General features: G+C 33.5%; 8 protein-coding genes. 7 read left to right on the top strand and 1 reads right to left on the bottom strand.

The features are described from left to right. Positions 1 to 66: 66 nt before the first annotated feature. The gene (locus VB264_RS06240; protein ID WP_323247709.1) at positions 67 to 657 is read right to left on the bottom strand and encodes a DUF4202 domain-containing protein; all 591 of its coding nucleotides are present in this window, start codon (positions 655 to 657) and stop codon (positions 67 to 69) included. A gap of 359 nt (positions 658 to 1016) precedes the next feature. Here VB264_RS06240 and VB264_RS06235 point away from each other — a divergent pair, with 359 nt between their 5' ends. The 7 genes from VB264_RS06235 to VB264_RS06205 all read left to right on the top strand — a co-directional run bounded on the left by VB264_RS06235 (position 1017) and on the right by VB264_RS06205 (position 15873). Next, the gene (locus VB264_RS06235; RefSeq protein WP_323247707.1) at positions 1017 to 3236 is read left to right on the top strand and encodes a PAS domain-containing protein; all 2220 of its coding nucleotides are present in this window, start codon (positions 1017 to 1019) and stop codon (positions 3234 to 3236) included. Next, positions 3233 to 3634, top strand: a complete 402-nt coding sequence (locus tag VB264_RS06230) for a response regulator (RefSeq protein WP_323247706.1) — start codon at positions 3233 to 3235, stop codon at positions 3632 to 3634. The genes VB264_RS06235 and VB264_RS06230 overlap by 4 nt, the downstream gene beginning before the upstream one ends. Before the next feature lie 573 nt (positions 3635 to 4207). Continuing rightward, complete coding sequence (locus VB264_RS06225; protein ID WP_323247704.1) at positions 4208 to 4570, top strand: hypothetical protein; 363 nt, start codon at positions 4208 to 4210, stop codon at positions 4568 to 4570. Positions 4571 to 5109: 539 nt separating this feature from the next. Then, positions 5110 to 8547 (top strand): PAS domain S-box protein, encoded by a 3438-nt coding sequence (locus VB264_RS06220; RefSeq protein WP_323247702.1) that lies wholly within the window; start codon positions 5110 to 5112, stop codon positions 8545 to 8547. Positions 8548 to 8896: 349 nt separating this feature from the next. Then, positions 8897 to 10225, top strand: coding sequence for a glycoside hydrolase family 2 TIM barrel-domain containing protein (locus VB264_RS06215; RefSeq protein WP_323247700.1), 1329 nt, complete (start codon positions 8897 to 8899; stop codon positions 10223 to 10225). Further along, entirely contained in the window at positions 10225 to 14022 is a 3798-nt protein-coding gene (locus VB264_RS06210) for a glycosyltransferase family 2 protein (RefSeq protein ID WP_323247698.1), read from the top strand. Before VB264_RS06215 ends, VB264_RS06210 begins: the two co-directional genes overlap by 1 nt. Before the next feature lie 150 nt (positions 14023 to 14172). Continuing rightward, positions 14173 to 15873 carry a glycoside hydrolase family 26 protein gene (locus VB264_RS06205; RefSeq protein WP_323247696.1) on the top strand — a complete coding sequence of 567 codons (1701 nt, stop codon included), beginning with the start codon at positions 14173 to 14175 and terminating at the stop codon, positions 15871 to 15873. Positions 15874 to 15911: the final 38 nt, after the last annotated feature.

Here is a 15911-nt window from a genome sequence, read left to right as displayed (position 1 = left end):
AAATAAAAAAGACTATTTCAGAAAGTAAAATGAATATTGACCTTTTGAAATAGTCTTGAATAATTATCATTCTGCCAGTAATTTCAAAGCTTCCTGAATATAAGCCAGACCTTGAGGGGAATAAGTTAGCTTCAAAGCGAATTGATGTCCATGAGCATCCATTTTTAATAAAGATTTTTTCAAAATATTAATCACCTTTTCTGGTACATATTTGGGATGAAAGTCTTCATATTGAAATTGTAAAAAAACTAAGCAAAGTGCATTTTCCATCGTTTGTACTTCTGGGTCAGTTTTTATTCTTTGTTTAAGAATAATTCTCTCCACTTTCGCAATTTCCTCTTCCTCATAGCCCACCTCAGTTAAAATTTCTTTCGCTTTTTTAGCATGAAAAAATGATAAATCCTTTCGCCATGTTAAATAACCTACTCTTCCATCAGGATAGGTTTCTCTGGCAATTTCCCAACGACCAATATGTTGGCTTCGTGAAGCCAGTAACAATGCTTCTGTAGCAGTAGGGTCTAATTTCAACACCCATTGATATAATTGTAGGGCTAAAAAATACTCCTGTGGATATTCCGCTCCTTCCCACACAAAGATATTATTATCAGCTTTATTATATTCATCAAATTTTTGAAAAGCAATTTTCAATTTTTCCATTATCTTATAAATTGATTAGTATATTGTCGCTCTTTTTTCTGTAATGTTAAGGGTAAATCTTTCAAATAAAAAATTTACTTGCAAGAAGACCTTAAGATAGAATCTTTAAATAGTTATATTTTTAATTCGTAGTTTTAAATAGAATTTTATCTTGAAATGAACATTTAAACAAAATTTTCATTATTTATTTTTCAATAGAAATTTATGCCTGTCCTATTAATTATGAATTTAAGGGATGAAAAATCTGCTTAAATACAATAAAGCGTATATTTTTCATTTTTTTTGATTAGTTTGCAGTGAGATTGATTTGGACTTACCCTCACTATTTTAGTCTTTTAATAAACTGCTTTCAATTAGATATGAATAATTTCACTCCGCCAAATGAATTTATTACAATTCAAGTTGAAGCACTACAGGAAAACGGTTTCGATTTTGTTCTTGATGTAGCTTCAAATATATTTGATTCATCCGTCATTTGTCTCTCTTTCGTAGGGACAAAAAGGCAGTGGTGTAAGTCAGCTGAAAGTATTCAGCTTAGCTTAGATTTACACTTAAGCACATTTTTGATTAGACATGAATGGGGATATTCAAAAGAAATTTTTACGATTAATAATCCCCAAGAGGCATGGTTATTAGCACAAGGGATTAAATCTATCTCAGGTATGACTTTGTATCTAACATCAGGGATGATGTTAGGGCATATTGTATTACTCCACCACACTTCGGTTGAGCTTACAGAAAAGGAGCAAAAAATCTTCAAAACATTTGCTAAAAAAACGATTGAATTAATTGAACAAAATCAACTTAGTTTAAACGAATTACTTTTCGAAAAAAACCAATTAAAGGTATTATTAAGCGCCACCAACGAATATATATGGTGTGTAGATAGAAATCTGAACCTGATTTCTGCGAATAAAACCTACATTGATGCCATCAAAAAATATACTGGAAATACCTTGAAAGTAGGAGAAAGTTTTTTATTGAAAAACTTCTATACCGAAGAGCTAATACAGCTATTTAAGACCCAAAGCCAGAAAGCTTTTTTAGGAAATACTTTTTCAGTAGATGTTTATATGCCCCCTACCGAATGGTATAATGAGCAATGGATGGATATTACTTTTCATCCGATTTATGAAAATGGGAAGATTGAAAAGTTGGTGCTAAATGCCCGAAATATTACCAAAAGAAAGAAGGATAAAGACAAGATTAAAAAAAGCAAAGAACAATATCGATTGTTATTTCTCTCGAATCCACAGCCTATGTGGATTTATGATGTTGAAACCTTGGCTTTTTTAGAAATTAACAAGGCTGCCATACAACATTACGGATATGCTAGAGAAGAGTTTTTGAAAATGACTTTGTTGGACATTCGCCCTAAAGAAGATGCTTATAAATTTCTAGATTATACGAACGATGATAACGAATTTAAGGCTAATCAATATGAATGGAGGCATATTAAAAAGAATGGAGAAATAATATATGTAATGATAAGTACTCACGGAATTAGATATCAAGGTCGTAGAGCAAAGCATGTACTTATCAATGATATTACCGAACAGAAAAGGTATTTACAACTTCTTGAAACTGAAAAAGCTAATACTTTAGCACTTATTAATAGTACCGATGATTTGGTGTGGAGTATAGACAAGAATGAATGTTTGGTAACAGCAAACGAAGCTTATTTGCAATTGATTGAAAGAATTTATGGTGTTCGATTGAAAACTGGAGATTATGTAAATAAGATTATAGGCATTGATGAGCATACTAAACTGAAATGGCAAACTTTCCATCAAAAAGTTTTACAAGGAAATACATTTACTTACGAGCTATTTTCTCCAGAGTTTGATACTTTTTGGGCCACTTGGAGTGAAATAATATTTAATCCTATCAAAGAAGGTGATACAATAAGGGGGGCAGCAATGTTTGGTAGAAATATCACAAAGCGTAAAATTGCAGAACTTGAGCTTCAAGCAAACGAAAGAACTCTTTTAGAAACAAGTCAAATCGGTAAGATTGGGGGGTGGCAATTCGATATTGTAACCAAAAAAGTAACATGGAATGCTATTACCAAAGAAATTCATGAAGCACCAATTGACTATGAACCTACGTTTGAAACAGGATTAATGGCATATAAAGAGGGCCAAGACAGAGATAAAATCATTCAAGCTGTAAATGAAGCAATTCTTTACGGAAAGCCTTATGACCATGAGGTCCAAATTATTACTGAAAAAGGGAAAACAAGATGGGTAAGGACTAAAGGAAGAGTTGAGCTAGTAGAAGGCAAGCCAATAAGGTTATATGGAATGATGCAAGATATTAATGATCAAAAGAAACATCTTGGAGAAATAGAAACTCAGAATAAACAACTCAGAGAAATTGCATGGATGCAATCGCATATCGTTAGGGCTCCAGTGGCTAGAATTATGGGTATTATCAATTTATTAAATGATTTTGATAATATTGAAATAAGTAGAGAGGAACTTCTACAAAATATTCTTGATTCAGCTTATGAGCTCGATGGGATTATAAGAAAAATCAATAACACAATTAAAACAGATCACAATAATATTTTAATATGAAACTCAATTTATTAATTGTTGATGATGACAAGATGGTGCAAACCCTGCACTCAATAATTGCCAAAAAAAGTGGGCTTACTGATGCTCCTATCAACTTTGCTGATGGAAAGCAAGCATTTGATTTTATTATCAATAACAATGGAGATGATGCTTATTTAATACTTCTTGATATAAATATGCCTGTGATGAATGGTTGGGAGCTATTGGAAGCTTTGCAAAAACAGGCATTGAAAAATCAAATCTATGTCGTAATGGTAAGTTCTTCGATTGACCAGCACGACCTTGATAAGGCTAGTACTTATGAACAAGTAATTTCTTATGTTTCAAAACCTCTCACCAAAGATATTCTGGAAGGCTTAAAGTCTCAACCACAAGTAAAACGTTTTTTTGAAAACTAACAATAAGTGTTTTCTTTGTAAGAATCCCGAAAAATAAATTAAGTATTAATGCTTAATTTATTTTTCGGGATTTTATGCTTTATACACCCTGAGAAGCCTTGATTTAAGTATAAATAGTCTGTTTATAAGTTGATTTTAATACTTAAATCTTTTAAAAATTATAAATTATCATATTTTTTAGTCTAATTTTAAACCTACTGAGTACATGTAATCATGAAAATATTTTTTTTCATGATTACATGTATTTTGGTGTCAATATTATAGAGCTATCAATAAAAACTAGTTATTTGCTTCAAAATAACGTTTAATTTCATATTTATTCTTTAATAAAAACAAAATATTGTAAATTTTTGCTTCTAAAACCAACTCGTCTTGCTTAAAATGGCTCATTTGTTTGTCAAAATTTTTGTGTGCATCTTACGTTTAGAATAAAAAGACAAGATAGTCTTGGGTATAAATAATACAATTTTCTAAGGTCTTTAGTCATTGAAATGTGTAATGGTTGTTTATACTCAATTGTTCAAGGTAAGTAAATACAGAAACAAAACATACAAACTTAAATCACATAACATCATGAAAACAAAAGTTTTTTGGGCGACCTTGTTAACCTTAGCAAGTTATGGTTCGTTCGCTCAGGAGATTCCGGCAGGTGATCCTGGGTATAGCACACACAATTACAAACATCCAAATAAAGCGGCTGCGGCAGCTAAAAAAAATAAAAAATCGTTTCCTATTAGCGAAAATGTGGCTTTAAACAGAAATTATAAACAGCTGGGAGCAAACACTGCTGAAAAAGGATTGAGCATTATCAGAAATCAACCAAAAGAAGAGTATCTGACATGGCAAAATGCTAAAATGCCTTATACCAAGGCAGTTGTAAAAGACCAGCAAATGGCTAGTGATACTGCTAAAAAGAATGATTCAGTAATTGATTAAATTTAATTGCATTAAATAGGCTATCTCTTGTATTTTTTATAAAATATAGGAGATAGCCTATTTTTATAATCATTAACATAGGATAAAAATTAAACTTAATTAATGCGGTCTTGTATTATTTTAATTTTTTCGACCGTAAACTAAAAAATGAATTATGGTTTAAATTTTATAGCATAAATTCAATTAATAAATAGTTCTACACCACTTTATAATTCTTCTATCTCTAGCTTTTCAGCTTAGTTGCCTGCTCTCCAAACTTGTATTACCATATTATTATTGGATTGAAAATAATACAAAAAACTTCTTTGTTTTTTTAAGCAAAAAAAAAACATGGCTCGTTCATAGTTGATTTATTGCACTAGTAAATTGTCAGTAAAATATTGCCGTTTTTTTTATTGTTATTATCACAAATTAAACAATCTTCATATAAGTAATGTTGGTGTTAAAGATGGTATAGTCTTTGATTATAAATACTTAGTTGTCTGTAATTACTTTACTGGCAATAAAAGACGTTTGTATATTATAACAATAAAGTATTCATGAATACATTGGAGAGTGAACCAAGAATCCGCCAGAATTTTGAAAATATAAATAATAATTCGCTGGTAGCCATGTTTCAGTTAGTGCTATCATCCGAAGGAAACATATCCTTTCCTTATGTTAATAAGGTAATTGAAAAAATATTTTTCAATGTTGATAAACATATTTTTCAGAATAATCCGTCAACGTACTTTCAATCTATTATCAAAGATGATTATGAGGGCTTTTTTACCTCATTACAAACCTCTCAGAAAGAACTTAATAATTGGCTTTACGAATTTAGAATATGCAATGATGACATTCATTTTAAATGGATACAAGTATTTGCTAGCCCAGAACGTAATGAAGATGGTTTAATCATTTGGCATGGTTATTTCAAAGATATTACCTTTCTTAAAGCTAATGAAGATATTTTGAAGCTTAAAGAAAATAGGTTTTTTTCAATTATTGAAAACTGTCATGAAGGCTATGCTTTGCTAGATAGTGATGGTACGTTTCTTGAAGTTAGCCCTACTGGAAAAAGAATTTTAGGTTTTTCAAACGATGTGAGCACTGATTTTATCAAAAATAATATCAAAATAAATACTGAAGACCGAGAATTATTGGCTACAGCTTTTATCAATTCTATTGCAAATCCAAAAGAATCTAAGAAAGTAGAGTGTCGTATTATATCAACTGATGATACTGAAAACTGGCTTGAGGTGACTATTCATAACCTACAAAAGAATCATGCAATACAGGCTATTTTATTGAATTTTAGAGATATTAATGAGCAAGTAATTGCCAGAAAGCAAAAAGAATTTGATGCTAAAAATTTAAAATCATTAATTGATAATACCTCCGAAATTGTATGGAGTGTGGATACTTCCTTTCGTTTAATATCATATAATGCGGCCTTTGAAAAACTAATATTTGATTATTCTGGAGAATGCATTTATCCCGGAAAAAACGTTTTAGAAACGCTTAAGGATATGCCAGCCCATTTAGCACTTTATACTGCGTATTATGAGAGGGCGTTGAAAGGAGAAACTTTTACGGAACAGTATAATATTTCATATCTAAAAAATTTATGGCGTGAAGTGTCATTTTATCCCATCAAAATAGAGGATAAACTGATAGGCGCTGCTTGTTATGGGAAGGATATTACTGAAAGGAAGCTTAGTGAATTTGCTCTTCAAAAAACAAATGAACAATTATTGGCTGCTCAGAATATTGCGAGATTAGGATATTGGGAAATAGATTTAATTGAGCAAAGTAGTCACTGGTCTGAAGAAATGTATAATATCTTCGAGATAGCTCCTGACCAATCACCGCTAAACTTAGATGAGGCACTGAACTATGTTTATGAAAGTGATAAGGAGAAGCTTATCGAACAGCATGAGCTAATGATGAGGGAAGATAAATATTTGTATATTGATTTTCGCCTCAAGATGTCAGATTGTAGAATTAAGTACATTGTAATGGATGCTAAACTGATTAGAGATGAGGAAGGAAAAGCCGCTCAAATCAGGATTACTTCACAGGATGTCACAGAAAAGAAGCGAGCAGAAAGAGATATTATAGAGAAGGAGAAGCGATTTAAAGCCCTAATTGAAAAAAGTTTAGAAGGAATTGCGATTGTAGATGTAAACCAAAAAATAATTGAAATTAGCCCAGGAGGGAAAAATATATTTGGGATTACTAGTCTTGAAGAGTACAATAGAGCGTTAGTTCATCCAGATGACCTTAAAGAACTTGGTGCTATTTTTCAAAAAGTATATAGTGATCCAAATTACAGTCCGACGGCATCTCTTAGATACACAAAACCTACTGGTGAATTAGTATGGATTGAAACCCAATTTAATAATCAATTGGCAGAACCTTCTATTAAAGGAATTGTCATGAATTTTAGGGATATTACTGAAAGAAGAAAAGCAGAACAATTACTCAAAGCAGAACAATACTTACTCAGAACCATAGTTGATAATTTACCCTTGAATGTATATGTAAAAGATTTAGCTTCAAGAAAGACTTTAATTAACAAAGCCGAGCTTGAATATTTAGGCTTTAAAGAAGAAAAAGAAGGGCTTGGCAAAAACGATTACGAAACTTTTACAGAAGAATATGCTAAAATATTCATGGAGGAAGACCAGACAGTTTTCAAAACGGGAAAAGCTATCATTAACAAAGAAACCTTGATTGATGACCCTAGTAAGAAAAGAACATGGTACTTGTTATCTAAGATTCCGTTAGTTAACGAGGATGGAGAAGTTGATAGATTGATAGGCATAAGCATTAACATCACTGAATTAAAATTAGTAGAAGAACAATTGCGGGAAAGCGAATTGATGTTTAAAACCCTCGCCAAGAGTGTTCCGGGAGTTGTTTATCAGTTTTGTGTAGAAGCAGATGGAACAACCCATTTTCCCTACTTAAGTTCTAAGATGGCTGATATTTTTGGGATTGACTTTGATGTTAACGAATTAGATTTATCAAAACATATCTATCATGAAGATAAAAAAGCTTTTTTAAATTCTATTTATGTCGCTATTCAAACCAAATCTGATTGGCATTTTGAAGGAAGGATTCATAATGCAAAGAATGAAATTAAATGGTTTGATGGTATTGCAAGTGCTACGATGATTGGTCAAAAAATTGTTTTTAATGGCATTCTAATCGATATTACGGAAAGAAAAAATGCTGAGGAAGCAAAAAAACACCTTCGCCAATTAGAGCTTTCGTTGGAGAAAGAAAAAGAAATCAATTTGCTAAAATCACGTTTTATTTCTTTTGCTTCTCACGAATTTAGAACACCCCTTGCAACCATCATTACGAGTATTGATATTTTAGGTATTTATACTGATATGCTTAATAATATCGACCTTAAAGAAAAAATACAGCATCATCTTAGTAGGGTAACGCTACAGTCTAATCGTCTGACTGAAATGCTGAAAGATGTTCTTTTATTAGAAAAAACAGCGAATGAAAAGCTCAATTTAGAATTAGAGTATATCGATATCGTAGCATTAGTAAATGAAATAAATTCTCAATACTTTTTTGATAGAAAAGACCTCAGGAAACTTGATTTATCGCTACCATTAACGAAAAAAATGATTTATACCGATGCCTCGTTGTTAAATCATGTGATTCATAATTTGGTTGATAATGCCTTTAAATATTCAGAAGGGATGGCTAATCCTAGTCTGACATTGAATTTTAACGAGCATAATTTTAACATAATTGTCAAAGATTATGGTATCGGTATTCCTTTGGAAGACCAACAACATTTATTTGAGATATTTTTCAGAGCCAACAATGTATTGGCGATAGAAGGAACAGGTTTGGGACTGAATATTACCAAAGAATTTACCAATAAATTGGGCGGAACAATCAGTTTTGAAAGTGAAGAAGGAAAAGGGACAACATTTACGTTAACCTTTCCGTATCAATATAGTTAAGAAAGTGTTGTGATTGTTATGTTACCTTATTTGAGATATTAAAGTTATTTATTGAAGCTGTTTAAGCTTTCCCTTTCGGGTTAAACTAAGTCTTTTAGAATAACTTATTCCAAATTTACTAAACGTAGCGATGCTATGTTTCGCAAATGTTGAAAAAATCAATTCAAAAATAGAATACTTTCACCTCAGAAACGGAAAGTTTAAACAGCTTCATTGAAAGCCTTTATTTGATGCCTTAATTTAGAAAGGTATTAAATAAAGGCTTTTTTGTATCATGATTATTTCAATTTTAAGTAAAGTAATTAATTTTATGGTAATTTAAACGCTTTATTATCTTAAAATAAACTCAGTGAAAAATAGACTCAAAACTATTATAGCTAGTATTTTTACATCCTACCTTTCAATCATATTATTAGGTTGCGGAAAAGAAGTTCCTGATAATTCGCTCAAAACTGTACATATTAAATACGAAAAAGGGCAATATACGTTGTACAGAAACGGTAAACTTTTTTTTATAAAGGGTGCTGCCGGATTTACCAACCTAAAGAAACTAAAAGAAGCTGGCGGAAATACTATCAGAACTTGGGATACCACTCATCTGCAAGCAATATTAGATGAAGCTAAAATCTATGACATTGCTGTTGTTGTAGGTTTGCCTATGCCCATGAACAATGATGGGGATTGGTTTTATAAAAATGATGAACTAGTCGCTACGCAATATAAATGTTATTCCAGTTTTATTAATAAATACAAAAATCACCCCTCTTTATTATTTTGGTGTTTAGGTAACGAATTGGCGTTTCCGAACAAACCTCGGTTCTTATCATTCTACAAAGTATTCAATAATCTAGTAGATATGATTCATCAAAATGACCCTAATCATTTGGTGACTACTACAATAACTAATTTTCAACGTAAAAACATCTTTCACCTTAAATTCAGGACTAATATTGATTTTATATCTTTTAACATCTTTGGCAAACTAAAGAACTTGAGGAAAGATTTAGAAGATTTTGAATGGCTGTGGGACGGCCCATTTTTGATAACCGAATGGGGAATTGATGGACCATGGTACCCCCATGAGCATACCGCTTGGAGAGCCTTTATTGAAAATACAAGTACAAAAAAAGCAGAACAATACCTCTGGATATATCGACATGATATGCCTGTTGAAAATCCGAGACTATTAGGCTCGTTGGTTTTTTATTGGGGACATAAACAAGAAAATACTCCCACATGGTTTAGTCTTTTTGATGAAAATGGGGCATCATCTGAAGCCGTTGGCACTATGCAATATATATGGACGTCAACACACCCAACACACAAAGCCCCGCAAATACGCTATATGCTAGTAGATAGAAAAGGAGCAAGGGATAATTTAATCTATCAACCCAATGCTAGGGCTACTGCTAAATTATTGTTGATGGATAAGGCAGATACTACAGACCTAACTTACCAATGGCAGGTATTGCCAGAAGACTGGTTTCAAGTAAACGATATTTATAGCATTAAAAAAGTAAAGCCTATCAAAGACGTATTCATTAAACAAAGCAAAACAACAGTGGTTTTCAGAACCCCTCCTAAAGAAGGCCCTTATCGTATTTATGTTTCAGTGTATGATAAACATGGAAATTTTGCTACTTGTAATACTCCCTTTTATGTAGTAGATAATAAATGATGGAAACCCCAAAAATTATATCACCACCCAACAAAAAACAACTACTTACCCTACGCATTATGATAAGCATAGGGCTTGGTAGTATAGTATATTTTCTTTGTACCTTATTCGATAAATCTATTATTGCTAATATTACTTTGTATTGGCTTTTGATGATTACTTTAATCCTTACTTGTTTAAAGGTTATATATGAGTGGTATCATTATCTTTTTATTTCTGTCCCCCCAACACACCCTACCGAGAAAACCTATACAGTAGATATTTTTACAACATTTTGTGCGGGCGAACCCTACGATATGATTGTAGAAACCCTTACAGCAGTTCAGGCTATTACATACCCACATCAAACCTATTTATGTGATGAAGCCGCCGACCCGTACTTAAAAGAGGTATGCAAAAACCTTGGGGTACACCATATTACAAGAACCGAGAAAATCAATGCCAAAGCAGGCAATATCAATAATGCCTTAAAGCAGTCAACGGGCGAACTTTGTGTAGTGCTAGACCCCGACCATGTTCCATTTCCTGAATTCCTCGATCCCATCGTTAATCATTTCAATGACCCAACAATTGGGTATGTCCAGATTGTTCAGGCCTATGCCAATCACCACGAAAGTTTTGTTGCAAAAGGGGCAGCCGAACAAACCTACCAGTTTTATGGCCCTATGATGATGACCATGAACAGCTATGGCACTGTTCAGGCAATTGGGGCTAATTGTACTTTTAGAAGAACAGCCCTAGAGTCTATCGGAGGACACGCCGCTGGTCTAGCCGAAGATATGCACACAGCCATGCAGCTACATGCCAAAGGTTGGAAATCGGTTTATGTGCCTGCCATATTAGCCAGAGGGCTTGTGCCAGCTACATTGTCGGCCTATTACAAACAACAATTAAAATGGTCGAGAGGGGTCTTTGAATTATTGGTTACCTCATACATCAGCCTTTTTTCAAAATTCACTTGGCGTCAGAAATTACATTATGGTATTCTGCCATTTCATTATTTATCAGGTATTGTCTATTTTCTCAATTTTTCAATACCCATTATATCGCTGTTTGGAGATACATATCCACTTCAGCTTGATTTAGGAACATTTTTATTTGACTCCCTTCCTTTTGTAATTTCTACCGTCGTCATCAGGCACTATGTACAGCAATGGGTAATGGAAGATAAAGAGCGGGGTTTTCATATTGTCGGCGGGCTATTACTTATAGGTACTTGGTGGGTATTTATAGTTGGGATATTTTATACAATCATCAGAAAAAAAGTACCCTATATTCCTACCCCCAAAGAAGCTATCAACGAAAAGAACCTAATCATCAACCTTCCTAATATTTTTGTCTTAATCTTGTCGTTAACGGCAATAGCTTATGGCTTATATTATGATTGGAATCCCTTTACTTTTATGATGGTAGGCATTGCTTGCATCAATTGTATTTCTCTATCTTTCGTTCTGTTGGCTAGCGAACAGCTAAAAATAAGGAAGTACAGAAAGTCTCATCCAAGTATTGATTATCTACTGAATACTGTGGCAGAGGTGAAATCTATATTTTGGGTATTCAGGCGTAGGATTTATAAGCGAATTAATAACTATGGATTAATAATCTTGATGATGGGTATTTTCAGTTGTTTTTATTTTAAGCAATTCAATCCTTTTGGTGAAAATATTCAGCAACAAATGTCCAACAAGAAAGATATTTTTTTAACAGGAATTTTTACTCCACAAAGTTCAGAGGGATTATCTTCAATGGCACTTGTGAAGGCTTTTCAAGCAGAAGCTAAATATCATGTTGATATTGTATCATTCTATATTTCATGGGGCAATGCCAAAAGGTGTTTTATCCCTACTTCAACCTTAGAGGCTGTCTATCAAAACAACTCCATCCCAATGATTACTTGGGAACCCTGGCAAATACTTTTTGAGGATTCACTTGCTTCTACAAAAGCAAAAACCTTTAATGATACAAAGGTTTTTGTGAATATCACCCATGGAAAATATGATGATTATATCAAGCGTTTTGCTTTAGATATCAAAGCCCTGAATCGACCGGTGTTCTTGCGGTTTGCCCATGAAGTCGATAACCCATTTTATCCTTGGTCGAAAACGGGGAATAATACCCCCTTAGAATTTAAAGCCGCTTGGAGGTATTTGCGTAAAGCATTTATCAAAAACAATGTATATAATGTAGTTTGGGTATGGAATCCATGGAAACCCTCGGCGGTAAATGAATATTTCCCGGGCAAAGAAAATGTAGATTGGATAGGCGTAACAGGGCTAAACTTTGCTGAGCATAATGATGACAAAAAATCATATTCTTTCGAGCAACTATATCGCCCTTATCATCAAAATCGAATTTTTAAAACAGATATTCCGATTATGATTGCCGAAATGGGTAGCCTTAAAAAAGATAAGCATCAAGACAAATGGTTGAACGAAGGCATTAAAGATATTAAAAAGAGTTTCCCAGAGGTGAAAGCTTTTGTGCTTTTTAATTCGGCCTTGGATGAGAATATGCCCGACGGCAGTATGGGTAAATTAGATTGGACAATCCGTAACCCATCAAATATTTCGGCAGTGATCAAACAGTACCACAAACCTATAGAAATAATTAATACAGATACTATATACCACTCCAAAGTTGAAAACATTACTAAAATAGACAGCAGTAAAATGTTTTTGAATCTACAGGGGGTTAATTATACCAAAGCCCAAAATTGGTACAAAAATATTACCCCACTAACCAAGAAAACGATTATAAAAGACTTTGGTGATATAAAACAAAGTGGCATCAATACAATCAAGTGTTTTGGACCAAATGTTTATGATAGAATAACATTTGAAGTAGCAGCACAATATGACTTAAAAATTACCTACGGATTTTGGATACCTGATAGTATAAATTTTAGCAGTGATAATAAACAGTTAGAATCGCTTACAAATTCGATATTAACCTTTGTAACACAAAATCGAAATAATGCAACCATAAAGGCTTGGCATATAGGCAATACTACCCTCCAAAATCTAGACAAAGCTTATTATAAACCAGCATTGTTTTATCAACAGCAAGCCTATTTTAAATGGTTAAGGAGTTTGGTTACAAAAATCAAAGCCATTGATGGGCAGAGATTAATTTCGATAGATATTTTAATAGCAAAAAACCTTGAAGAAGTAATAGGAATGTTACATTATTATGTGCCTGAAATAGATACCTATGGACTGATAATTCCAGACAAATCACCTGATATAAAGCTTATAAATAACTTAAAAGTTCCTTATTTTTACAGTAATATTCATATCAAAGCTTACCTGCGTTTACCCAAGAATAATCATGTCGGAGGGTTCATCCAAAAATGGCAAGATCATCAGAATGCTACCTCTGTAAACTTTAGTGGGTTAAGGGATGTAGAAGGTGAAAACAAACCAGAGCTTTATGAATTAGCTAAAAGATGGCATGGCAACATTAGCCCAAACAATTTGCCCCCAATCAAAATTTTGCGTCCTGCCATGACTACCGTGCCTAACCATTCTTTGCCATACTATGCTTTGTTTTTAAAAGATAGTACTTGGCAAATAGCCGAAAACAATAATTCGGGGATGAAATTTAGGTGGTACTTAGTTAAAAACAATAGTTTGGGGGAAGCTATCTCCATTAAAAAGTTAGGCGAGGGAACATCCATCAATGTTATCATTCCAGAAGATGTTTCTTCGTATAGGTTGTATCTAACGGGCTTTAACAAAAATAATATCACCACTACACAATCTGTATTGAATCTTCCTATGTATCGTGATGAGTTGTGAGTGATGAGTTGTGCTTTGTGCTTGCCTAAAATAGGTTGCCCTAAGTTTTTAGAAAGTTAAAATCGTAAACAATTAATAACTAGTAATTTGAAATGCTACCGAGACGGTGGACTAATCACTAAATCACTCATTCACTCAATAAATATAGCTGTGATTAAAAAGAGAACCCAATATTTATATAGTACTATACTCATTGTCCTATTGTTTTTTGTGGGGTTTATATTTGCCAAACCTTATTTAAAGGCAATATTGATTGATGAACTAAGCGATAGGCATCACGAACCCATATTGGGGGTTTATGACAGGTTTCACCAAGCAGGCATGTTGAATGCTGACAACATTGAACATTATACCATAACTTGGAAGAATTCTGCTGTATGGTTTGATGCCAATGCACTGGAACTTCAATTGAACAAAGGCAACCCCCTTTTGTTAACGATAGAAACATGGTCAAAAAATAGCATTACTACCACCGTTAACGATAATGTAATAGACGAAACAATCGGAGGCAAGTATGATGATAAAATTGAAAAGCTTGGTCATGTCTTATCAAAGTATCAGCAATTAATATTCATCCGCTGGAACCCCAATATGGAGTTGCCAGTGTATCAATACCCTTGGCAGTTTCAATCGCCAGAGGCCTATATTAATGCTTTTAATTACTTTGCCAAGCAGATTAAACGCTACGCTCCTAACGTAAAAATTGTATGGGGACCATCGGGCTATCCAGGTGATACTGAGTATTGGGTAGGAGACCCCAACGTAGATTTTGTAAGCCTGACTTTAGATGATAGCTATAAAAGCTACACTGCCGATACCATAGCATTCAATGGATACGATACGATGACCCAAAAAATGCACCGTATGAGGTTTATTAATAAGCCTGTTTTGATATTGGGTTCTGATAAAATCAACAAAGCGAACTTTCATCAAACATGGATAAGCCAAGCTGCCGCCAACATCGAAAAGTATAAAAACACAGTGTATTCAACCGATAATTTTGAGATTTGGGGCAATAAACCTCTGAGAATGGGTAAACCCCTGCTAGGTATTTACGACCCTAAAGAACGCTTACTGACCGATACCAGCATTAAGGCAGAACATCTTTTTGTGGATTTAGGCGACCTACAATCGGGTAAATTTGAAATTGAGTTCAAGCAAGTATTAGCGAGGCATCATGATGTAATAGTGACGATGGAGCCTTGGCGAGATACCACGGGCATGGTTGATAACAAGGTACTGACCAGCATAACCAATGGGCGTTATGATAAAGAAATAGCAAAGCTTTATGCTATCATTACTAAGGCAGAGCAAACGGTTTATTTGCGTTGGCTACACGAGATGGAAATACCTATTCACCGCTATTTATGGCAATCCCAAAAGCCAGTAGAATATATTAATGCTTACCGATACTTTATGTTGTTTAATAAAAAACCTGCTAAAAACATTCGCAAAGTGTGGGGGCCAGCAGGGGATAGGGGCTCGGCAGATTGGTGGCCGGGTAATGATGTGGTTGACTATATTAGTTTTGCCATTTATGGTTTACCCGATAAGAATATCACCGACCATAACAAGCAAGAACGTTTTGAGGCTATTTTCAACCGCAAAAACTATAGAATGCGATTTTTGAATAAGCCTATCTTTATCACAGAATTTGGCGTAAAAGGCCCCGAAGATTTCCAAACCGATTGGATGAATGAAGCAGCTGAAACCATTAATGCCAACAAGCAAGTATTTGGGATGAGTTACTTTAATTTGTACGATAACCCCAAGGTATGGGGGAAAATTAAAGCCCCAGACTGGAGTATTACCAACAATACCTTTGATAGTTTTTATAAGAAATTAAGGTAAGGGTTGAATAATTAGAGATGGATTAAACTGAATATTAA

The organism is Arcicella aquatica (genome assembly GCF_034928825.1).
In the GTDB taxonomy this organism is placed as follows: domain Bacteria; phylum Bacteroidota; class Bacteroidia; order Cytophagales; family Spirosomataceae; genus Arcicella; species Arcicella aquatica.
This window is presented reverse-complemented; position numbering and strand designations above follow the sequence as displayed.

Coding starts and splice junctions, on each gene's coding strand:
- VB264_RS06220 (WP_323247702.1), top strand. CDS start 5,110: ATGAATACATTGGAGAGTGAACCAAGAATCCGCCAGAATTTTGAAAAT.
- VB264_RS06210 (WP_323247698.1), top strand. CDS start 10,225: ATGGAAACCCCAAAAATTATATCACCACCCAACAAAAAACAACTACTT.
- VB264_RS06230 (WP_323247706.1), top strand. CDS start 3,233: ATGAAACTCAATTTATTAATTGTTGATGATGACAAGATGGTGCAAACC.
- VB264_RS06225 (WP_323247704.1), top strand. CDS start 4,208: ATGAAAACAAAAGTTTTTTGGGCGACCTTGTTAACCTTAGCAAGTTAT.
- VB264_RS06235 (WP_323247707.1), top strand. CDS start 1,017: ATGAATAATTTCACTCCGCCAAATGAATTTATTACAATTCAAGTTGAA.
- VB264_RS06240 (WP_323247709.1), bottom strand. CDS start 657: ATGGAAAAATTGAAAATTGCTTTTCAAAAATTTGATGAATATAATAAA.